The organism is Hominimerdicola alba, from assembly GCF_900112155.1.
GTDB lineage: Bacteria > Bacillota > Clostridia > Oscillospirales > Ruminococcaceae > Hominimerdicola > Hominimerdicola alba_D.
On record NZ_FOKQ01000034.1, the window covers coordinates 13,810 to 37,056 of the forward strand.

The window sequence follows — 23,247 nt, forward strand, 5'->3', positions numbered from 1 at the left end:
CCGGTCAATGATGTACGTTTTTTTTCTCTGTATTACATTATAACACAGAAATTTTCAAATTTCAAGAGGTTTTGCAAATTTAGTATGAATTTTTTTGGACACCGTGAGCGCCCTGCTCGATTTGTAAGCATTTGTTACGTCAGGATTTCTGTTCGGCTTCCTTGTTGAAACGCTTGTGGATATTATCGATATCCTCGGTAGTGCCGCCACCGTTGTCATCAGGGGCGCGGAATTCGCCTTTATCCACCAGCCTTAGGAAAGCGTCAACCACGTCTTCGGTTAGCTGAGTGCCTTTGGCTTCTTTCATGATGGACACTGCTTTATCGAAATTCATGCGCTTGCGGTAGGGACGGTCGGAATACATGGCGTCGAAAGTATCTGCCACAGCGATTATCTGGGCTACGCGGGGTATCTCTTCGCCTTTCAGACCCTTAGGATAGCCTTTTCCATCTGGGCGTTCGTGGTGTGCGCCTGCACCGATGGCAAGTTCGGGCATAATGCTGATATTTTTCAGCGTGTTATATCCAAGTGCCGAGTGCGATTTGATTATCTTGAATTCCTGGTCGGTCAGTTTGCCGGGCTTGTTCAGTACCTCGGGCGGTACGCCGACTTTTCCGATATCGTGCAGGAGAGCGATATTGTAGTATTTCTCGATAGTCTCTTCATCAAGTCCCAGTTCACGGGCAAGCATCATGGTATATTCTGCCACGCGGGTGGAGTGACCGTTGGTATACTTGTCTTTCATATCGATAACTTTCGCGAAAGCTTCAACTATCTCACGGATCAGGGCCTTCTGCTCTTTTTCCTTTTCAAGGAAGCGTGCCGTCCTGCGTTCGATATACTTTTTGACTATAAGAACGATGATACCCAGCACGATGGCAGCGCACAGAAGCATGAACCACAGCTTTTCGTATATCGATTTTTTCTTGATTATCTTTACCACAAGCTCTTTAGTGGTACCGTTATGGGGGTCCTTTACCTGCATGACGAAGTTGTATGTGCCGCCGTGCAGATTGGTGTAATCCACAGGTGCAAGCTCGCTTCGCTTCATGGTCACGGGGTTCTTGTCAAAACCCTCAAGGCAGTAGGTTATCTCAGGGTTTACCAGGGAGTAGTTATACGCATAGCTGTATATCGTCAGCTTTTTGACGGTTGAGGGTATCACGATATTTCCTGAGCTGTCGGGGTAGATCATTTTTCCGTCAGCTTCGGCATATGGTACCGAGAGCTTTATGCTTTCCACGTTTTCAAATTTCTTTTCGATGTTGACCTTTGCAACACCCGTGGTACCTGAGATATAAAGGTCTCCGTCGGATGTGAGTTCGCTGTAGGAGTTGGAAGTTGTTATGCAGGAAAGACCGTTGTCCCTGCCGTAGTATATGGGTGAATGTTCGCCGTTCTCCAGCAGTGTTTCGCATTTTTCAACGTATATGCCGTTGCTGCTGAGTATCCACATCTCACCGCGGGAGTTTTCATATAGGTCGAAATTGTTTGAATAGGGGAACTTCTGTATCGTGGTTATGTTGTAGTCGGCATCCATATATGCCAGTGAATTGCTGGTCACTATCCAGTAGATATCCTTTGAAATATCTTTTTTTATGCGCATGATAACATCCGAATGAAGCCCGTCATCTGTGCCGCGGTGAATGATGGAATTATTTCCTATTATGAACATACCGCCGCCGTCTGTACCGAGTATAAGGTCGCTGTTCTCGCTTTCAGCGGCTGTGAGTATCTCGGTGTTGCTTATGCCGTCGCTTTCATCGTAGACTTTGATTATCTTGTCGTCCTTGATGACCGCTGCACCGCCCGTGCAGACCGCCACAAATGTGCCGTCCGAACGCTCAATGACAGTCCTTACGCGCTCTGAGGGCATACCGTCTTCCGCAGTGAATTTTACTATCTTGCCCCTATCGTATCGCAGTAGTCCTTGTTCACCGAAAGTCGAGAACCATACTCTGCTCTGGCTGTCGCGTATTATCGAACGTATCTTGCAGCTGTGCATCAGGCTGATAAGGTCGGTGTCAGCGCAGACTTCACCCGAAGCCGTTTTTGATGAAGTGATAAGCAGATTCTCCAGCTTTCTGCCGTTGCTGAGGACGATAAGTCCGCTGTTTTTCGTACCGATGAACAGTTTGCCGTTTGCGGCGCAGGTGGAATATACGACCTCGCTTTCAAGCTTGTATTTCTCAAATATATCCGTGAACTGATTGGGGACGATCTTCATCACGCCCTGCTGTGATGATACGAACCACAGGTTTTTCTGATAGTCCGTCATCATATCCTCGATGGAGGTCGTGAGGGGGATATTATCCAGAACGGTAAATTGTCCGTTATCTATAAAGCCTATGCCATTATCGGCACATACCCACAGCATATCCCCAACGGTACACATGGAGTTTACATACCTGAGGGGTGAAATATCCGTATGCGGTGTATTTTTGAAACCCTTGTCAAGTTCGCCGTGATAGACCTCATTGTTCTTGGTGCCTATATATACATAACCTTTCTTGTCAGGGTCGGGAAGTATAGAGTGGATATCTTCAATGCCCAGTTCTTCGGAACCGCTGAAGCTTTTCAGTCTTTTGTTCTCCAGTGTGAACACTGCGCCTTCAATGGTAATGCCGTAGATTATATTGTTGGTGCCGTGCTTCAGCATACGGATATATCCGTTGTTTAGCTGGGGTTCGTCTATCATCGAAAGACTTCCGTTTTCATCTATCAGAGCGATGCCCTGGGTGGTGCCAAGATAGATGTTGCCATCGTTGTCCTCAGTTATTGAGCGTATCGACAGGGATGAAAGACCGTTTTCCTTGTTGTATAAAGTAAACTCGCCTTTTTCCATAACCGCAGCGCCGCTGTCATTTGTGCCAACCCACAGACGGTTCTTCGAATCCACAAAAAGCTTTACCACGCTGGCTATGCCAGTTGTAGAATCTATTCGCTCAAATGTGTTGCCGTCATAGCGGATTAGTCCGCTGTAACTGCCGATCCAGATGAATCCCTCGCTGGTCTCAACTATGTCGTTGGCTTCCGAGGTGGGCAGTCCAGAGGTATTATCATAGAGTACTGTGGAATAGCCCTCTCCCTTGCCTGTTGGGTCTACGGAAAGCTCTTCCTCTGTAATAATTTCATCGCCCCAAGCACGGAAAGGCATACTTATAACTGCTGATGTCAGCATCACCGCCGACGCTGTGATGCATAGCAGCTTTTTTGATATTCTTTTAATAATGCTGAGTTTGTTTTTCATATCGCTCACTCTCCGTAATCATACCGACAGTCGGAGGTAAAATCGGCTGTTATCGGTCTTTATCCATCAATTAGTATAAGACTTTTATCTGATCTTTATCCTTACTTTCTAATTCTTATCGAAGTTATTCGTGACTAAATTGTAACGCTACAAAGAATAATTATTTATAAGTATATGATATCACATTTATATGTGCACTGTCAATAGTTATTTGCATGAAAACATGGTATTTTTGTTTAAAGTTTAATATATTAACGAAAAAAGCACCCGTTCCTCGCGGCAATTCGAGAAACGGGTGAAAGGGTGTATCATATCAAACGGCATTTGTCTCACACGGCTTACGCACAGCGTCTGCCGAATGAGGAAAATATGCCGTTCAATAGAGTTTGGGAGAAATCTAAAATATTTACAGATGACTTTCTCAGTCGTCCTTTTTATCCACAGCAACAGGTGCGGTCTCGTAGATGAACTTGACTTCGCCTTCGGTGCCAGCTGCCTTGCCCGAGAAATTATCGTAAGCCTTGCTAGCCTCTTTTAGAGCGTCAAGTCTGTCGAGCAGGGGAGTGATATCATCGTTATATGCGTTGATGATCTTGTCGATGCCCTCGCGTCGGAATTTTTTCATTCCGCTGTTGAGCTTCTTGGCGCCGTCTTCCAGCTTCTGAGAGCCGTCTTTCAGCTGTGCGGCACCGTCATCGAGAGCAGCTATGCCTGCATAAAGTGTGCTGCTGCCCTCGGAGAGCTGCTCGGCGCCTTCGTAAAGCTGTGCACTGCCTGTGGATACGCTGTAAGTACCGTCTTTGAGGGTCTGTCCGCCCTGCCAGAGAAGTCCCAGACCGTTATCAAGTGCAGAAGCACCATCCGAAAGCTGACCAAGACCGCCCTGAAGTGAGCCCATACCTGTATCAAGCTGATATGCGCCGTTATATGCGGCGGCTATGCCCTCGGCAAGAGAATGCGTACCGCCCGATACTTTCTTAGCGCCTTCGGCAACGGCTGTACTGCCGTCAGCCAGCTGTCCTGCGCCTGCCACAAGCTCGGTCACGCTTGAAGCCAGTGTGCCTGTGCCTGCTTTCAGCTTTTCGCCGCCCTCGGTCAGCTGACCAAGTCCGTTATCAAGCTGAGTAGTGCCGTCTGATAGCTGAGCAAGTCCGCACTGAAGCTTGCATGCGCCCTCATCGAGGGCAGCCGCGCCTGTATTTGCGGAATGAAGTCCGGTAGCAAGTGTTGAAGCGCCCGCGCTGAGTGAGCTTGCGCCTGTTGCAAGAGCCTTGATGCCCTCGGAAAGTGAAGTCGTACCGGTATCAATAGCGGCGATACCGTTAAACAGAGTGTTCGCACCAACTCTGAGGTCGCCCGAACCTGATGACAGTCTGCTCAGACCCTCATCGAGAGCCACAGCACCTGTGTTAACCTGTTCAATGCCTGCCTTAAGCTTTTCTGCACCGCTGTCAACGCTCTTAGCACCTGCGGATGCGGAAGTCAGTCCCGCAGAGAGAGAACCTGCGCCTGTGGAAAGTGCATTGGCGCCTGTCAGAAGCTCACTGCTGCCTGCTTTCAGACCTGCCGCACCAGTGGAAACCTTTGCGGCGCCGTCAGCAAGAGTTTTTGAACTTGTATAAAGCTTGCCTGCACCCTCTGCCAGAGCCTTGCCGCCCTCATCGAGAGTTGCAAGTCCCTTATCGAGAGTTTCTGCGCCATTGACCAGAGCAGATGCACCTGTTTTAAGGCTTTCGATGCCGTTTGTCAGCGCGGTGGTGTCAGCTGATATCTGTGAAGAACCATCTGCCAGACCTGCGGCTATCTGCTCCTGAGAAGCAATGGTCTGCTGAATAGTGCCTATCATAGCGGCAATATCGTCGCTGGGGTTGGAAGCGTATATCTGCTGAAGACTTGCAAGTACCTGCTTGTTGCTTTCTATCGAAGAGTAAAGACCGTTTGCCGCGGTGGTCATTGAATCCGAAACACCGTTCAGCTTACCGGGGATAGCGGCTGCGCTCTCGGCGAGTGTATCAATACCGCCCGAAAGGGACTGTGCTCCTGCAAGCACCTTTGCAGAACCCGCCTTGGAAGATGATATTCCTGCGGAAAGTGTGCCTGCCGATGTGCTCAGTGAGCCCGCGCCTGTTGAAAGCTGTGAAGAGCCTGCTGCTACGTTAGCCGCTCCCGAATCAAGGGTTGCAGCACCTTCAGCTAAGTCTTTTGTGCCCTTTGCAACTTTCTTTGCACCGCTGTGAACATCTGCCGCGCCCTTATCGGCAGAACCTATACCCTCAGCAAGCTTTGCAGTACCCGATTTCAGTTCGCCGGCTCCGTCTTTCAACTGAGCAGTTCCGTCCTTTAACTTTGCAGAACCATCCTTGGCAGACTTGATACCTTCGTCCAGAGTTTCAGCGCCATCAGCCAGAGCCTTTGCACCGTCCTTCGCTGATGCTGTGCCCTCTTTCAGGGACTCTGCGCCTGCTGCTGCGGTGTCCGCACCGTTTTTTAGCTGATCAGCGCCGTTTTTCAGTTTTGCTGCACCATCGTCTGCATCTTCCAGACCTGCCGCCAGCTGTGCCGTACCTGCTTTGAGGTCGGAAGTACCCGAATTAACCTGAATGAAGCCCTCAACCAGCTGTGCAGAACCGTTCTTTGCAGCCTTTATGCCGTCAACCAGAGACTGTGCGCCGTCATCAAGCGCCTTTGTGCCGTCTGCAAGTGCGCCGGATCCGCTGGCAACTTTTTGTATGCCGTCGTTGAGTTTGGCAGCACCGTCTGCAAGAGAAGCTGCGCCCTCATCAAGAGTCTTTGCACCTGTATCTGCATCGCCAAGACCGCTTGCCAGTTTTGCAGAACCGTCTTTCAGCTGAGCCGCACCGTCATTTACCTGTGCAAAACCGCCTACCAGCTGATCGCCGCCGTCCTTGGCACTCTTTATACCGTTCACAAGGTCTCCTGCGCCGCTGTCAAGAGTTTTTGTGCCGTCAGCCAGTTTGCCTGCACCGTCCGCCAGGGATACAGCACCATCATTGAGCTGTTTGCCGCCGTCCGCCAGCTGATCTGCGCCGTCTTTCAGATCTCCCATACCTTTGTTGAGTTCCTTTGTGCCGTCATAAAGCTGCTTTGTACCGTCTGAGAGCTGATCTACTGCGTCAGCCAGTTCTCCCAGTTTTTCTTCAAGCTCATCGAGCTTGTCAATGCCATCAAAGTCGATATCGTTGAAGAAGCTGTTAGTGCCTGCGGTAAATACGGTTTTCAGCTCAAAGTCTGTAACATCGGCAGTGAATTCGAAATACTCGGGTATGCCGATATCGTCCTTATCATCAAGACCAAGGCTTGATGTCAGTCCCGGCAGTGCATAGCCGATAACAGCCTGTCTGTCGCCGTCGGATACCAGTTTGCCGTTAGTCACCTGAATATTCTTAAATTTAGTGCCGTCCAGAAGTGCGCCCGTAGCCATCAGGAAAGGGGTGCATATAGTCTCGTTTTTGCCGTTTATCTTGACGGTGGTAGTCGAATTGTCGATGTAATCATATCTTACGGTCACCTTGCCGCTCTTGCCTGCAAGTTCCTCGGGGGTGATACTCTTGCCGTCGAGGGTATAGCTTACCTTTATCTCAACAGGGAGAGCCGCATTTGTGTAGCCCTTGTAGTAAATATCTCCGCCCGAAGTGTTCCACTGCATATCCTGTCCGCTGCCTGAGAAAGTATCATCGTTCTTCACGTTTTCGATGTCGGTCAGTGTGGACATATCCATCAGTGTTGTAAGCCCCTGTGGGTTGACCAGATGGTCGCTGACAATTGTCTTGGTGGGATTACCGTTTGCATCGGTGAGTACGTAAACTGTCTCTTCCTTGCGGGTGGTGGTGCCGTCAGATGTCTTTGTTTCGTCCGACTTTTTTTTGTCGCGCTTCTTTAGCTCAGGGGACTTGTAATCATCATCTTCCGAACTTTCCTTGTCGGAAGTTTTAGAAGAATCATTCGACTTTGAAGATTCATCTTTATTTGCAACTGCGTAAAATCCTGTTGAACCTGCTGATATAAGAACTGCCAGGACACCTGCTAAAAATCTGCCGTACTTTTTCATAACTATATCTCCTTTTTGATGTGAATTCTTTTGTTAACTGTTCAGAGCGGGCTTGCTGTAACCGCTCTCGCGTTTTGCAGTATCTTTCATGCCTATGGTGCTGTTGATTATCACCTTGTCGAAAAGCAGCAGCATCGAAGGCATAGCACATATAACCGTTACCATGGATATCAGAGCGCCTCTTGACATCAGCGTGCAGAGCTGGGATATCATATCAACGCTTGAATACAAGCCCACACCGAAAGTCGATGCGAAGAAGCCAAGTGCGCTTACCATTATGGATTTCATCGAGGTGGCAAGTGCTATCGTTACAGCTTCAGTCTTGTCCTTGTCCGATACGCGTTCCTGCTTGTAGCGGGTGGTCATGAGTATCGCATAGTCAACAGTAGCACCCAGCTGTATCGTGCCTATAACTACCGATGCTATAAAAGGTATCTTTGTATGAGTGAAGCAGGGAACTGCCATATTAACAGTTATGGCAAATTCGATGACTGCCACCAGAATTATCGGCAGTGAGAACGACCTCAGTGCTATCATGATTATCACAAATATCGCCGCGATGGAAACTGTGTTAACAACTGTGAAATCACGATTTGTTATGCTTATGAGGTCTTTTGTTGCGGCAGCCTCGCCTATTACCATGCCTGTATCATCGTACTTTTTAAGTATGTCTATCAGCTTATCCACCTGCGCGTTTACCTCCGGAGAAGCGACCTTGTAATCCGAGCCAACCAGCATCAGCTGCCATTCGCCTTTTTTAAGCAGACCGCTTACAGATTCGGGGATAGCTTCCTCGGGGATAGATGAACCTATCAGTGTATCGAAAGCAATGGTCATGCTTACGCCATCTACCTCGTTCATCTCGTCTGTCATTTTGATAACGTCTTTGCGCTTCAGATCTGATCTGCACATGATAATGTGTGTTGAAGATATATCGAACTCTTCCTGAAGCTTAGTGTTTGCCAGTACGCTGTTAAGGTCAGCAGGCAGAGTATCTGTAAGGTTGTAGTAAACGTCTGTGTGAGTCTGTCCGTAAATTCCGGGGATAAGCAGTGCGATGAACAGTACCACGAATGCCGCGTGATGCTTTACTATGAAATCGGCAGCTTTGTCCATGCTGGGAATAATATCTCTGTGAATGGTCTTTTCCAGAAGTCTGTCAAATACCAGTATCATCGAAGGCAGTATCGTTACACAGCATATAACACCAATGATAACGCCCTTTGCCATTACTATGCCCATGTCAAGACCCAGAGTGTAGCTCATGAAGCACAGTGCCAGGAATCCCGCAACGGTAGTTACCGAGCTTGATACTACAGAGGATATCGTCAGGGATATCGCCTCTGCCATAGCCTCGTATTTATCTGCAAATCTCTCTTTCTGCTCCTTGTAGCTGTGCCAGAGGAATATTGAGTAGTCTATCGTTACCGCCAGCTGAAGTACAGCCGTGAGCGCCTGTGTGATGAAGCTTATCTGTCCGAGGAAAATGTTTGTGCCAAGATTGTAAAGTATCGCCAGACCGACGCTCAGCATGAAGAATACAGGTATAAGCAGTGAATCCATAGTCACTGCAAGGATAATGCTTGTCAGCAGTACCGCAATACCAACGTATGCTGTGGTCTCTTTCATCGTCAGGTCTTTAATGTCCTCAACAATGGCGGTCATGCCGTTGATGTAGCACTGTTTGCCTGCTATCTTTCTCATCTCAACAACAGCTTCAAGTGATTCGTCCGCTGAGGTAGCCTTGTCAAAGAAAACAGCCATCATTGTTGATTTGCCGTCCTTGCTGTTGAACACTTCATAAATTTCCTGCGGAAGAACTTCTTTCGGTATGGAGATATCTGCTATGCTGTCATACCAAAGCACCTCGCTGACCGTATCCACTTTCTCGAATTTCGATTTAAGGGCGGCTACGTCTTTGTCTTCCATGCCCTCAACTACCACAAGTGCAAAACCGCCCTTGCTGTATTCGTCCAGCATTATCTGCTGACCTTTCATCGTGTCGATATCTTCGGGAAGATATGAGAGTATGTCGTAGTTTATCCTTGTTTTCAGCATACCTATCGCCGCAGGCACCGCAAGCACAAATGCCAGTATTACGATGAGTATACGCAGTCTTACCACTGCCTTACCGAAGTTTTTCATACTACCGTTCCTTTCTTTGCTAATTTAATGACTCTCAGTCATTTCTTCTATCATATGCAAGTATAGCACTAAAATGACCAATGGTCAATAGTTGAAATGACCTCTGGTCATAATTTTGTAGATATCAACAAAATGACTGATGGTCATTTATCGATGCTGTTTATTTTGACCTATTGACAAAAATTTCTAAATATCATATAATTGAAAACAGATAATATCTGGTACTGCTCTGAAAAGGAGAAGTCTGAAATGAAGAACGCCTTACAGCACTATGCGCAGATGCTTCATGAAAAAGGCAAAGGGATACACAGTTTCTGGGAAATTGGTTATCAGGAATATGCGGCAAAAGCTGACCCCGAACTTGTGCGCCGATTTGAAGCGGGCGAGCTTATAATAAAAAGGCAGAAAATGCCCGACCTCAGTTTATATGAGCGTGAGATAGGACGTAAAGTCCCCGATGATCTGGCAGAACTGCTGGGCTATTGGCAGCCCGGGATTTTCGGATTTTACAAGGACTATCGTGAGTGCTTCATGCTGTTTTCGGCTGTACGTTTCAAAGGCGAGGGAGAAAATGACTTTTTACAGCGCAAATATGGTCTTATCGATAGTGCAAAAAGCTGGGTATCTCTTTACGGAGGGGATATAAAAAGGTATATCCCCATAGGCATCTATGATGTTTATTCGTCCAACTTTCTTCTGTATGAAGTTGGTACGGGCAGGATATTTATTGAGGATTTTGAAAACGAAGGCGAAGTTGAAGAAGAGCCGGCAGCAGAGTCACTGAAAGAGCTTATAGCGGGTCTGGAACTGCGTGGGGAATGATAATAATGATCGGGATAAAAGAACCTATGGAGGTCTTAGTATGGGTAAACTTGATATAAACAAAAAAGCCAAGGAGGATTCGCTCCTTGCCACTGCATATAAGTTGTTCACCACAAACGGTGTCAGCAAGACCTCGGTATCCGATATAGCCAAAAGTGCGGGCGTTGCAAAGGGTACGTTCTACCTATATTTCAAGGACAAGTACGATCTTAAAAACAGGCTGGTGGCACATCAGTCCTCCAAACTTTTCAAAAACGCTCTTGAAGCCCTTGAAGCCGAGAAAAAGGAAATGACCTTCAACGAGAAGATGATATACGTTATCGACAATATCCTCGATCAGCTTTCGGGCAATCCGCCGATGGTTGCGTTTATCGCGAAGAACCTGAGCTGGGGCGTTTTCAAGCACGCGGTTACTTCGCCCTCAAAGGGTGACGATATGGATCTGCGTTCTGTATACGATGCTATCCTTGCGGATGCTCCCGACGGCATAGAAGAGCCTGAGATAATGCTCTTTATGATAGTAGAGCTTGTAAGCTCAGCCTGTCATTCAGCGATACTCTACGGCGAGCCTGTCAGCCTTGAAAAGCTAAAACCCTATGTTTACCGCAGTGTAAATGACATTATCAACCACCACACTTGTGGCAATTCATAATTCACAATTCATAATTGTTGACAGAGGACGTAAGTTTCTTGCGCTCATATCGGGGGATGTGGGCGCTTTTTTTTGTGCCTTGATGTTTTTCGTAATGGCGCATAATATGCTGTATAAACCAAAAAATATTCAGAATGAGCATTTTGCGGTTTATTGTGTGTAACTGCAAATAATGGATAAGAAAAACTATCGTTAGTACTATGCCAAATAATTATGAATTATGAATTGTGAATTATGAAATATTAAGATTTTGGTCTTGCATTTTATGCGGAAGTATGTTATGATATACGTTAGGAATTTTTTAAGAGAAGTTTTTTGTAAGAAAAAATTTTACGCACAATATAGTGCGGGATAGGAGTTTAGTATGCCAAAGAAACAGGATATCAACAAGATTATGATAATCGGTTCGGGACCTATTATAATAGGTCAGGCTTGTGAGTTTGACTACTCCGGTACTCAGGCTTGCAAGGCGCTGAGAAACTTGGGTTATGAGATAGTACTGGTCAATTCAAACCCTGCTACCATCATGACTGACCCCGATGTTGCCGATATCACTTATATCGAGCCCCTCAATCTTGACAGGCTCACCCAGATAATCGATAAGGAGCGCCCCGATGCACTTCTGCCTAACCTTGGCGGTCAGTCTGGTCTTAACCTCTGTTCCGAGCTTGACAAGGCAGGCGTGCTGAAAAAGTACGGCGTACAGGTCATCGGTGTTCAGGTAGATGCTATCGAGCGCGGTGAGGACAGGATCGAGTTCAAGAACGCTATGAGCGAGCTTGGTATCGGTATGCCCAAGAGCCAGGTGGCTTATACCGTTGAAGAGGCTGTAAAGATCGCTGAAGAGCTGAAATACCCCGTAGTTCTTCGTCCTGCTTATACCATGGGCGGTGCCGGCGGCGGTATGGTATACAACGTTGATGAACTCAAAGTTGTATGCGCAAGAGGTCTTCAGGCTTCTCTCGTTGGTCAGGTGCTTGTTGAAGAATGTATCTTTGGCTGGGAAGAACTTGAGCTTGAAGTTGTTAGAGATGCCGCAAACAACAAGATAACCGTTTGCTTCATCGAGAACATCGACCCAATCGGCGTACATACAGGTGACTCCTTCTGCTCCGCACCTATGCTGACTATCCCCGAGGACGTTCAGAAAGAACTCCAGGATATGTCCTACCGCATCATTGAGAGCATAGAAGTTATCGGCGGATGCAACTGCCAGTTCGCTAGAAACCCCGTGGACGGCAGAATAGTTGTTATCGAGATCAACCCCAGAACTTCACGTTCTTCGGCACTGGCTTCAAAGGCAACAGGTTTCCCGATAGCACTGGTTTCCGCTATGCTCGCCTGCGGTCTTACTCTTGACGAGATACCCTGCGGCAAGTACGGCACTCTTGATAAGTATGTTCCCGACGGCGACTATGTAGTTATCAAGTTCGCAAGATGGGCATTCGAGAAGTTCAAGGGCGCTGAGGACAAGCTGGGCACTCAGATGAGAGCAGTCGGCGAGGTCATGAGCATCGGCAAGACCTACAAGGAAGCTTTCCAGAAGGCTATCCGTTCTCTGGAAACAGGCAGATACGGTCTGGGCTTTGCAAAGAACTTCCACGATCTTTCCAAGGAAGAACTGCTGGAAAAACTGCGTTATCCTACAAGCGAGAGACAGTTCGTTATGTACGAAGCTCTCCGCAAGGGTGCTACTATAGATGAGATCTGGGAACTCACCAAGATCAAGCACTGGTTCCTGGAGCAGATGAAGGAACTGGTTGATGAGGAAGAAGCTCTGCTGAAAAACAAGGGCGCTGTTCCCGCTGAAGCTGTATTGAAGCAGGCTAAGCTGGACGGCTTCTCCGACAGATATCTGTCCACTCTCCTTGAAGTGACCGAGGAAGAGATAAGAAATGCCCGCATCGGTTTCGGTATCAAGGAAGCTTGGGAGGGTGTTCACGTAAGCGGCACCAAGGATGCGGCTTACTACTACTCCACCTATCACCTTGCTGAGGACAACAGCCCCGTTAATACCGATAAGCCCAAGATCATGATACTGGGCGGCGGTCCTAACCGTATCGGTCAGGGTATCGAATTCGACTACTGCTGCGTACACGCTGCACTGGCACTGAAAAAGCTGGGCTTTGAGTCCATAATCGTAAACTGCAACCCCGAGACAGTTTCTACTGACTACGATACTTCCGATAAGCTGTACTTCGAGCCTCTGACACTTGAAGATGTACTGGCAATCCACGATAAGGAGAAGCCCGTAGGCGTTATCGCACAGTTCGGCGGTCAGACTCCTCTGAATCTGGCTAACGATCTGAAGAAGTACGGTGTAAATATACTGGGTACAACTCCCGAGACCATCGACCTCGCTGAGGACAGAGATCACTTCCGTGCAATGATGGACAAGCTGGGTATCCCAATGCCTGAAGCAGGCATGGCTGTTAACGTTGACGAAGCTCTGGAGATCGCAAACCGCATCGGTTATCCTGTAATGGTTAGACCTTCCTACGTTCTGGGCGGCCGCGGCATGGAGATCGTTCACGATGACGAGATGATGAGAGTTTATATGTCTGCCGCAGTAGGTGTTACACCTGACAGACCTATACTGATAGACCGTTTCCTCAACCATGCTACCGAGTGCGAGGCTGATGCTATCTCCGATGGCGAGAACTGCTTTGTTCCCGCAGTTATGGAGCATATCGAGCTTGCAGGTGTTCACTCCGGTGACTCTGCTTGCATACTGCCTTCAAAGAACCTGAGCGAGAAGCAGGTAGCTACCATCAAGGAGTATACCAAGAAGATAGCTGTGGAGATGAACGTCAAGGGTCTGATGAATATGCAGTACGCTATCGAGGGCGACACCGTTTACGTGCTGGAGGCTAATCCTCGTGCATCGAGAACAGTTCCGCTGGTATCCAAGGTTTGCTCCATCAACATGGTAAAGATCGCTACTGAGATCATCACAAGCGAACTCACAGGCAATCCTTCTCCCGTACCTTCCCTGAAGGACAAGAAGATCGGTCACTACGGCGTTAAGGAAGCTGTATTCCCATTCAATATGTTCCAGGAAGTTGACCCCGTTCTCGGACCTGAGATGAGATCTACTGGTGAAGTTCTGGGTATATCTCCAAGCTTCGGCGAGGCTTACTACAAGGCTCAGGAAGCTACCAAGACTGCACTTCCCAAGGAGGGCACAGTTCTTCTCAGCGTATGCGACAGAGATAAGCCCGAACTGGTTGAGATCGCAAAGGCATTCAACGATCTTGGTTTCAAGATACTCGCAACAGGCAAGACCTATACTATGATCACCGAAGCAGGTATCCCCGCAAAGAAGATCTTCAAGATCTACGAGGGCAGACCCAATATCGCTGATGAGATAGCAAACGGCGAGATACAGCTGATAATCAACACTCCCGCAGGCAAGACCAGTGTACACGATGACAGCTACATCAGAAAGAATGCTATCAAGCACCGCATACCTTACATCACCACCATGGCAGCTGCCAAGGCAAGTGCTGAGGGTATCAAGGCTATCAAGCAGAACACTCACTTCGGCGTTAAGTCTCTCCAGGCTCACCACGATGATATCACCGAATAATTAATTGTTCGGTCAATAGAAAAAATAATGCGCTCGCATCATTTCGATGCGGGCGCTTTTTCACAAAAACACAGCGGAAAGCCTGTTGAACTTTCCGCCGTGTTATTTTTCATATATCAGTCCTTGCTTGTAATGAATTTATCATCGCTGACACAATATCCTCTGTCAGGCTCAACAGTAAGATATTTCACATCGTCACCGTCCTTAAGCTGAACATAGCAGTAACCGTCCTCATCGAACTTGTCTGTAATATCCATGGAGCAGCCCTTGTAGTATGCCCATACAGTGCCGTCGTCACGGAAATCTACATCTATCGTGTTAAATATATGGTAAGCTATCTCCTCTTCGGTAAGCGGTCTTTCTCCGCCAAAGCCGTCCATAGCCACACCGCCGCCGTATATCTCACGTTCTTCACCGTTATCGTCTGTGTATTTCAGCGTGTAGTGGGTGGAATTTTCCTGCTGCTGTATATCAAGTACAGCATCGGTCTGGTCGCCGTGGATCCATATCTGCACTTTTCTCTGTATACCGCCGATATCTGCCGCATAAGCGCCGACGCTCATAGCTGCCACGATAGCTGCTGCTGCACAAACTGCTGTAATTCTCTTTGAAATTCTGATACCTGTTCTCTTGTTCATTGCTGTTTCCTCCAAATCAAATTCGGAGGCGTGAAGCACTGAAAATGTCCTTTGATATTTTTCCTTGTTAGTCATTGTTCCATTCCTCCGTCAACATTTCTTTCAACAGAGCCCGCCCTCTGCTGAGCTGACTTTTTACCGTGCCCTCGCGTCGTTTCAGTGTTTCTGATATCTCGGTGATGCTCTGTTCCTCGTAGTAAAACAAGTGTATAACTATACGATATTTGTCGGGAAGCTTCATCACTGCCTCAAAAAGCTCGCTGTCCTCAGGTGCGGCGAATTCCAGCTCGTCCATGTAGTCCTCCCAAGGGACGGAATTTTTTCTTGCAAACGAGCGTGTGAAATCCTTAGCACGGTTGATAGCAGTACGCAGAAGCCACGCTTTTATATGCTCTTCATCATTGTAGTCCATATTTTTGGATATGTACTTTATGAAAGTGTCGTGTACCGCATCATCTGCGTCAGTCTTGTCGCGGCATATACTGAATGCCGCTGCAAAGGCATTATCCGCGAATCTGCGGTAGGCATCTTCTGCTGTCAGTCTCATTCGGGTGTCTCCTTAATTTTTTCTGTCTGAAAGGTCCTTTCAGCAATAACACGTTTGAGAGTGTCAAAAGGTTGCAAAAAATAAAAAAATTTTTTTGAGCGGGTCAATCATCGGAGAAAAACTGCCAAATATGGGAGTTTGTGGTCAAATACTTGTGGAAATAAATCTGTGTATTCGCATTAAACAAACTATGTTACGAAACAAAGTGTGCGGTCAAGCTTCGATCAAGCAGGCTTGTGTGAGTTTGAGCGCTGAATCATCGCATCAAATGGCGACCAGTCCACCTAAGTACTTAGGATAAGAGCGCAAAACTCCCTAGTGTTTAAATTTTGATATCTGCTACGTATAATTAAAGCGTAATTTATTGGTAAGTTGTATACAGTGGCTACAATTATAGCAGAATGTCAGCAGGTTGTCTACTAATATAATTGAGCGAAGTATTTTATAATAACATTAATCATGACGCTGGCAAGATAAATAACAGTACACTACCTAAAACACAAACGCCGCAGTACCCCGACTATAGTCGGAAGTATTGCGGCGATGCCATTCTTTGATCGCTCTCCGGTGGGAAGCCTTTATTTACCGCGGAATCACTTTATTGTAACTTCAAATGATCTGTTTCTGAAATCTGATGACTGCCAAGTGCCGTTGACCATTGCAACGACAGCTATACGATATGTGCCCGGAGCAAGATTCGGGGTAGTCCACTGAGTTGTATTTGCGTCAAACTCTTTCTTTACTGCCCAGGTGTTCGACTCCAATGCTGCAACAGCGTACTTTTCTGCGCCTGCTACAGGCTGCCACTTTATGCCGACCTTGTGGTCGATGATCTTTGTCTGAACAGGTATTACATTAACTGACTTTGGCGTTACAGTTATCGCTTTTGTGAAATTCGTGTTCCATCTGTCTGCAAACATGGGAACAACTGCAACTTTGTATTCTGTGCCGGGAGTCAGGTTTCTTATAATATAGGAAGTGTCAGGGGTGGTATTCAGAAGCTTCCATTTGCCGTTTACATAGCCTGCGATGCCGTACTGCTGTGCACCCTCGATACTATCCCAGGTGAGTTTTACAGCTCTGTCGCCCTTTTCGTATGTCACATCAGGAACTGCTGTCTTGAGGTCTATGACCTTTCTGTCCCTGTATTTCTTATTATTACCGACAAAAGTACTCGGTAAATTCACCTCATATATCACTTTACCGTTTTCTATCTTGCAGGTGGTGCTGAAAGGAGGTGTCTTGATAGTGTGATCACACCTTGTACAGTGTGCCTCGAACCATGCGTGCTTGAGATCCTTGTACCAGTGCCAGGTCACACTGTCAAAATCATGTCCCAGCTCAGGGAGATCTACCTGGTACCAGCTTACTTCCTGTGTACATTCGGGATCAAGGTAGTACTTGTCCGTATCGAGATCGAGCCAGCAATCAATGATACCGCTTGTAGTACAGGTGGGTTTTTGTTCTTCATAGTGTACCATGCTGTTCTTCGGGAGAACAACGCACATCACATCATGGTATTCGATGCCATCAACAACTGATATGGCGGTGTAAGTCACCCAGCCCACACTTCTATAGGTGGCATAATGCTTATCTACGGTCACCTTTGCCTGAACAGTCTCGTTCTTGCCGTTGCCGCAGGTAACAGTAGCAAGCGCAGCGCTAAGGCTGTCTGTCCATTCCCATGATACGGTACGGGTCTCGGTGGGCTCGGTATTTTTAATGCTGACTTTGTCGGTATAAAGCTGTCCGTTGGCAACTACATAAGCGGTATACTCAGTAACTGTATCCTCTCCGTCGGTAGTCACTTCAGAACTTATGACAGCACCGCTGTCTTCTTCAAATCCGCATCGCTCGCATACGAAATGAGCTGAAGCGGCGGAATGGTCATCGCTCCAGTTCCAAACGGGGTCTGAATAATCGTGCTTGCCTTCGGCGCGGTGAGTAAAGTACTCCCTTTTGGTGTACACATTGTCATTGAAATTTACGGTGGCGGTGTAGATGCTAAAACCGTCGGTAAAGCAGCTTGCATCGCGGTGGCTTGTCAGTTGGACATCAGCTTTTACCTTGCGGGTCTCACAGCATACGTTGCATTTGAATTCAGCATAGACCTCTTCATTGCTCACCCAGATACACTTGGGTTCTGACCATTCATGGTCGGTGACAGGGGTGATGTCCTCAATATTTGTTCCTGCATAAGCTGTGATAGCACCCGCTGTGGAAAAACTGCTGACAGATGCAGAGCCCGCAACACAGAGTACAGCCAGTAAAGCTACAAGTGTGCGTTTTGCGACTTTGGTTTGTGACATAATGATATCTCCTTCCGAACAATTCTTTAGTTTTTTGATCAAAAACTGATCTGATAGAATATTATCACATAATTTGACAAAAGTCAAGCGATAAATTGTACAAATTGCAAAATTAAAATTTGGCAGAATTATCTCCTGTTTGCGCCGTTTTTTCGGCACAACAACAGTGCGTGGGATTTTCGTCACAACCTTACTTGCCTCAACAAGATTATATATCGCATTGTTTGTTCAGTAAATCGACTTAGTGTCCGCAGTTTATTTTGGATTTTGATCTTATGATCCGGAACCGAGTTTCATAATGTTATAAGACCTGTTTATTCTTATATTTGTATCCCGGAAAATTTTTGATTTCATATTTGATATCTTTGTTAATTTTTTTGCTAATTTCTACATTTTTCCTACATAATTCTAAAAAAATTGGATTGACATTGGTGAATTTTCGTGCTATTATAGTGGTGTGAAAATTATCGTAACTGATTAAAAGATATGATCTGTAGTCGAATCAGAAAAAAGGGATATATAATATGATGAAAAGGAGAATTGATATGAAGAAGGTTTTTTCAGCAATCACCAAGGCTGCACTGACAGCAGTGACCCTATGCACAACAGCAACTATTGTTGCACAGGCAGACAATCCGATCGTACAGACATCTTTCACACCTGACCCCGCTCCCGTCGTTATCGGTGATGAGCTGTACGTATTTACGGGCTGTGACCGTGAGGGTACCAACGATTTCTACTACATGACAGGCTGGCAGTGCTTCTCCACAAAGGATATGAAGAACTGGACAGACCACGGCAGGATACTCGAGGATACCTCATTCTCATGGTGCAACGCTAATGACGCATGGGCTTCACAGTGTATCGAGCGCAACGGCAAGTACTATTTCTATTTCACCACCACCAATAAGGGCGGCGGAGGAAGAGCTATCGGCGTTGCTGTGGCAGATTCGCCAGAAGGTCCGTACCGCGATCCTCTTGGCAAGCCTCTTTGCGGTCCTAACTGGGACTACATCGACCCAACTGTTATCATAGATGATGACGGTCAGGCTTGGCTCATGTTCGGCAACCCGAAATGCTACTATGTTAAGCTTAAAGAAGACATGGTAACGCTGGACGGTCAGATAAGACAGTTCGATATGAACGCACAGCAGTTTGGCTCCAGCAGCAGGGGCACTACCTACGGTGAAGGCCCCTGGATATACAAGCATAATAACCTGTACTATCTTGTGTGGGCATCTTTTGTTGACGGCTACGGCGGAGAGAGCCAGTGCTATGCAACAGGCCCTTCCGTTACAGGTCCCTGGACATACCGCGGAGTTCTCCAGCAGGGTTCAAATTGCTTTACCACCCATGGCGGTATAATCGATTATAAAGACCACTCTTACTTCTTCTACCATAAGAGCGGTATCCCCGGCGGAAGCGCATACAACAGAAGTGCTTCCTGTGATGAATTCACATATAACTCCGACGGAACTATCCCTGTTGTAAAGCTTACCAACAGCGGTCCCGACCAGCTGGAGGCTTTGAATCCTTATGAGAGAGTTGAAGCTGAGACTATCTGCTGGAGTGAGGGCGTAAAGACCGAAAAGGACGATAATGGTTCTGTAAACGTCGGATTTATCAAAAAAGGTTCTTATATAAAGGTAGCAGGCGTCGACTTCGGTGAAGGTGCGGATAAGTTCACAGCTTCCGTTGCTTCTTCTGGAGACGGCGGATATATCGAGCTTCACCTTGACAGCAAGACAGGTCCTGTTGTGGGCACAGTTAAGGTCGGCAGCACAGGCGGCTGGCATAACTGGGAAGAAATGTCCTGCGATGTATCGGGTGCTGAGGGCGAACATGACCTCTACCTTGTATTCAACGGCGGCGACGGATATCTTATGAACGTTGACTGGTGGAAGTTTGACGGCGCAGGTTCAAGTTCATCCGGTACAGATAATACTTATATCTTCAAGAACACATTCGAGGGCAAACTTGACGGCTGTTCTGACAGAGGCGGTTCAAAAGTAGCTTTGAGCACTGATGAAGCATATGAGGGTACAGGCTCTGCATACTGCACAAACCGTTCGTCTTCATGGCAGGGCATCGGCAAGAGCCTGAATTATAAGTTCAAGGCAGGGGAGAGCTACAGTTTCTCGGCTATTGTAAAGTATAACGAGGGCGCATCTTCTACAAAATTCCACCTTACTCTCCAGTATACAGGTTCAGACGGTGAGACTTATTACGATAAGATCGATACCAGGAACGTTTCAAAGGGCGAGTGGACACAGCTTGCGAATACAAGCTATAAAATACCCGCAGGTGCCAAGAATCTCCTTGTATATGTGGAGACCGAGGGCGACTCAGATGACAATACCTCTGCTACAAACTTCTATGTTGACAACTTCTTTGCAGCCGCAGGCGGTACGGTCATAGATGGACCTCAGGCTGTAGTTATAACTCCGCCGACAGTTTCGTATGTGCCCGGCGATACCTCCGTCAAGCTCACATGGACAACTGTTCCCGGCGCTGAAAAGTACGCAGTATGCGGCTATACAGACGGCAAGTGGAAGAAGATAGCGGAAACCGACGGCAATTCCTACACCATCAAAGGACTTCTGTCGGGATTCAAATACAAGGTTGCTGTCATTGCAATGACAAACGGCAAATGGAACAATGATTTTTCAAATATGATCGCTGTAACTCCCAACGGCGACAGCTATCCATCTATAAACTATATCGCATACAACGATGTTTATCACCAGTTCCAGCTGAGATGGAACCCTGTCAGCGGTGCGACACAGTATGGCGTAGCGGTCAAGCTGGGCGGCAAATGGAAAGTTCAGGCTTATACTGATAATGTTATCTTTACATCGCCCAAGCTCAGACCCGGCAGTACCTATGAAATGGTCGTTTGCGCCAAGATAAACGGCAAGTGGGATATAAGCAACATAAATGCCAGAGCTTTCAAGGTCACTGTAGAGTGATCGGTGCTTTTCTCTTAGAAAGCACACCAAAAACGGGATGGATCCCGACAAAGCTGGAACGATCCTGCTCCGGAGATCGTTCAGCTATAATTGATCAAGTCGATAAAGTGCCGTATTTTGGCACTTTTCGAATAGAAGAACAAATCTATGGACGTATAGCACACTAATCAGAACGGAGGAAATCTAATGTCAAGTTCAAAAATGTTAGGGAAAAAATTCCTGTCAGTCCTGTCATCAGCGACACTGGCAGCGTCCTGTCTGGCTGTTTTGCCGACAGCTCCTGCAGTTACCGCTGTAGCAGCCGGTACGGGCAGCTACATCTTCCACGATACTTTTGAAAGCGGAACAGATGACTGGTCTGCAAGAGGCGGCTGCAAAGCTGCTGTAAGCAGTGATGCCAAGTATATGGGCTCCAAGTCACTTTACCTTTCGGGAAGAACTGCTTCATGGAACGGCGGACAGAAATCCCTGAGCACAACAACATTCGTGCCCGGCAAGAGCTACGCTTTCAGCGCCTGCTTTACTAATCTTACGGGTTCCGATCCTACCGAATTCAAACTCACACTTCAGTACAGCCTGAACGGTACTGCAAGCTATGACAAGATAGCTCAGACTTTTGCAAACCGCGGCGAGTTCGTTCAGCTTTACAATGCTGAATACACTATCCCCGCAGGAGCTACCGATCTTGTACTGGTAGTTGAAACTACCGAGGAGACCTGTGATTTCTATGTTGATGAGATCATAGCTGCTCCCGCAGGAACAAAGATCGACGGTCCTACCTCAAAGGTCGTTATCAGCAAGGGTATCAGAAAAGGTGACGTTGACCTTGATGGCGATCTCACCGTACTTGACCTTATCGAACTCAAGAGAGGTATGGTAAGAGGATTTATCAACAGTACCGCAGAGGAAAATGCAGATGTTGATAAGAGCGGCGTTATCGATGAAGATGATGTATCCGCACTTCAGTCATATCTTGTTGGCGAGATCACAGAATTCCCTGTGGTCAATAATCATCTTTCAATGAAGGATTTCACTGACAAGGTAAAGGGCACAATAGTTGAAAAAGAGCCTAATTCTGCAAACAGTACCAAGAACGGCGTAACTTACGGTCAGATACAGAAGAAGAGCTACTATTCTACCACCTGCAACAGACAGAAGGATGTAAATATACTTCTGCCTCCAAACTATGATCCCAGCAAGAAGTACCCTGTAATGTACATCATGCACGGCTACTATGAGGGCATCGACAGAATGCTTACAAAGGGAAATGCTGATATGCATACCCGCGAGATGATAGGCAACGCTATCGCTGAGGGCGCAGCTAAGGAAATGATCTGTGTATTCCCCGATGTATTCTCCAGCCCGACTCTCAAGGCTTGTACAGGCATGGATGAAACAAACAACCAGGGCTATGATAACTTCATAAACGATCTTACTAAGGATCTTATGCCCTATATGGAAAAGAACTACAGCATCCTGACAGGCAAGGACAACACCGCTATCACAGGCTTCTCTATGGGCGGACGTGAGGCTCTCCTCATTGGTATGAAGAGACCCGATCTCTTCGGCTATATCGGTGCTATATGCCCTGCTCCCGGAGTTACAGGTTCCTTCAACTGGAGCGCTGATAATCAGCCTTACTTCCTGATGATAACAGGCGGAAGCGACGATACTGTTGTTTACGACAATCCTAAGACCTATCACAACAACTTTGATAAGAATGGTGTTCCTCATATCTGGCACTATGTAAACGGCGGATACCACGGTGATAACTGTATAAGAGCTCACCTTTACAACTTCTTCCGCATAGCTTTCCAGAATTAAGGATAAGCACAAGCGGATCAATGATGATTTAACTGCAAACAAAGTACAAAGTCCTGCATTATCTTGTGCAGGACTTTGTTCATTATCTGTTTTCGATTTATATATAGTATATAGGAACTACAAAAGGGGCTGTTGCAGCCCCAACAAAGAAAAAGACGCCTGACACACCAAAAAGGTAGTGCCAGGCGTCTCATTTTGTGGTATAATGTAATTGCAAATATAACATCAAACCAACGAAAGGATTGTACCACAAAAATGAGAAATTGTCAAGTGCGTCTTAACATGAATTATGAGATCTACATCGAAGAAAGCTCACCTGTCAGAGTATTGAGCAATGTTATAGATGAGATCTATCAAAAAGAAGAATACACGATAGTAAGCAAGTGGAATGGCGCCATACCCGAGGATATCATGATGAAGATACTCATCTACG

11 protein-coding genes are annotated in these 23,247 nt (G+C 46.9%); 5 read left to right on the top strand and 6 right to left on the bottom strand.

All coding sequences use genetic code 11. The features are described from left to right. Positions 1 to 139 precede the first annotated feature (139 nt). From BM265_RS15285 to BM265_RS15295, 3 genes are all read right to left on the bottom strand, one after another. Complete coding sequence (locus BM265_RS15285) at positions 140 to 3,250, bottom strand: HD domain-containing phosphohydrolase (RefSeq protein ID WP_074962875.1); 3,111 nt, start codon at positions 3,248 to 3,250, stop codon at positions 140 to 142. A 421-nt stretch (positions 3,251 to 3,671) separates the two neighbouring features. Continuing rightward, positions 3,672 to 7,319 (bottom strand): YhgE/Pip domain-containing protein, encoded by a 3,648-nt coding sequence (locus BM265_RS15290; RefSeq protein WP_074962876.1) that lies wholly within the window; start codon positions 7,317 to 7,319, stop codon positions 3,672 to 3,674. 33 nt (positions 7,320 to 7,352) lie between these two features. After that, positions 7,353 to 9,464, bottom strand: coding sequence for an efflux RND transporter permease subunit (locus BM265_RS15295; protein ID WP_074962877.1), 2,112 nt, complete (start codon positions 9,462 to 9,464; stop codon positions 7,353 to 7,355). Positions 9,465 to 9,713: 249 nt separating this feature from the next. Here BM265_RS15295 and BM265_RS15300 point away from each other — a divergent pair, with 249 nt between their 5' ends. The 3 genes from BM265_RS15300 to carB all read left to right on the top strand — a co-directional run bounded on the left by BM265_RS15300 (position 9,714) and on the right by carB (position 14,527). After that, positions 9,714 to 10,286: a hypothetical protein gene (locus BM265_RS15300; protein ID WP_074962878.1), complete on the top strand. Its 573-nt coding sequence runs from the start codon at positions 9,714 to 9,716 to the stop codon at positions 10,284 to 10,286. 40 nt (positions 10,287 to 10,326) lie between these two features. Then, the gene (locus BM265_RS15305; protein WP_074962879.1) at positions 10,327 to 10,938 is read left to right on the top strand and encodes a TetR/AcrR family transcriptional regulator; all 612 of its coding nucleotides are present in this window, start codon (positions 10,327 to 10,329) and stop codon (positions 10,936 to 10,938) included. A gap of 364 nt (positions 10,939 to 11,302) precedes the next feature. Continuing rightward, positions 11,303 to 14,527 (top strand): carbamoyl-phosphate synthase large subunit, encoded by a 3,225-nt coding sequence (gene carB / locus BM265_RS15310; RefSeq protein WP_074962880.1) that lies wholly within the window; start codon positions 11,303 to 11,305, stop codon positions 14,525 to 14,527. Positions 14,528 to 14,643: 116 nt separating this feature from the next. On the opposite strand, the gene BM265_RS15315 is transcribed toward carB, so the two are convergent. The 3 genes from BM265_RS15315 to BM265_RS15325 form a co-directional block, all read right to left on the bottom strand. Next, positions 14,644 to 15,165, bottom strand: a complete 522-nt coding sequence (locus tag BM265_RS15315) for a hypothetical protein (RefSeq protein WP_242940866.1) — start codon at positions 15,163 to 15,165, stop codon at positions 14,644 to 14,646. A 67-nt stretch (positions 15,166 to 15,232) separates the two neighbouring features. Beyond that, positions 15,233 to 15,712 carry a sigma-70 family RNA polymerase sigma factor gene (locus BM265_RS15320; protein ID WP_074962882.1) on the bottom strand — a complete coding sequence of 160 codons (480 nt, stop codon included), beginning with the start codon at positions 15,710 to 15,712 and terminating at the stop codon, positions 15,233 to 15,235. Positions 15,713 to 16,305: 593 nt separating this feature from the next. After that, positions 16,306 to 18,021, bottom strand: coding sequence for a fibronectin type III domain-containing protein (locus tag BM265_RS15325; protein ID WP_074962883.1), 1,716 nt, complete (start codon positions 18,019 to 18,021; stop codon positions 16,306 to 16,308). A gap of 545 nt (positions 18,022 to 18,566) precedes the next feature. On the opposite strand from BM265_RS15325, the gene BM265_RS15330 reads away from it, so the two are divergent. Together BM265_RS15330 and BM265_RS15335 are read left to right on the top strand one after the other, a co-directional pair. Further along, positions 18,567 to 20,990, top strand: a complete 2,424-nt coding sequence (locus BM265_RS15330) for a family 43 glycosylhydrolase (protein WP_074962884.1) — start codon at positions 18,567 to 18,569, stop codon at positions 20,988 to 20,990. Positions 20,991 to 21,176: 186 nt separating this feature from the next. After that, on the top strand, positions 21,177 to 22,814 hold the full coding sequence (locus BM265_RS15335) for an alpha/beta hydrolase-fold protein (protein WP_242940867.1): 1,638 nt from the start codon (positions 21,177 to 21,179) through the stop codon (positions 22,812 to 22,814). Positions 22,815 to 23,247 lie beyond the last annotated feature (433 nt).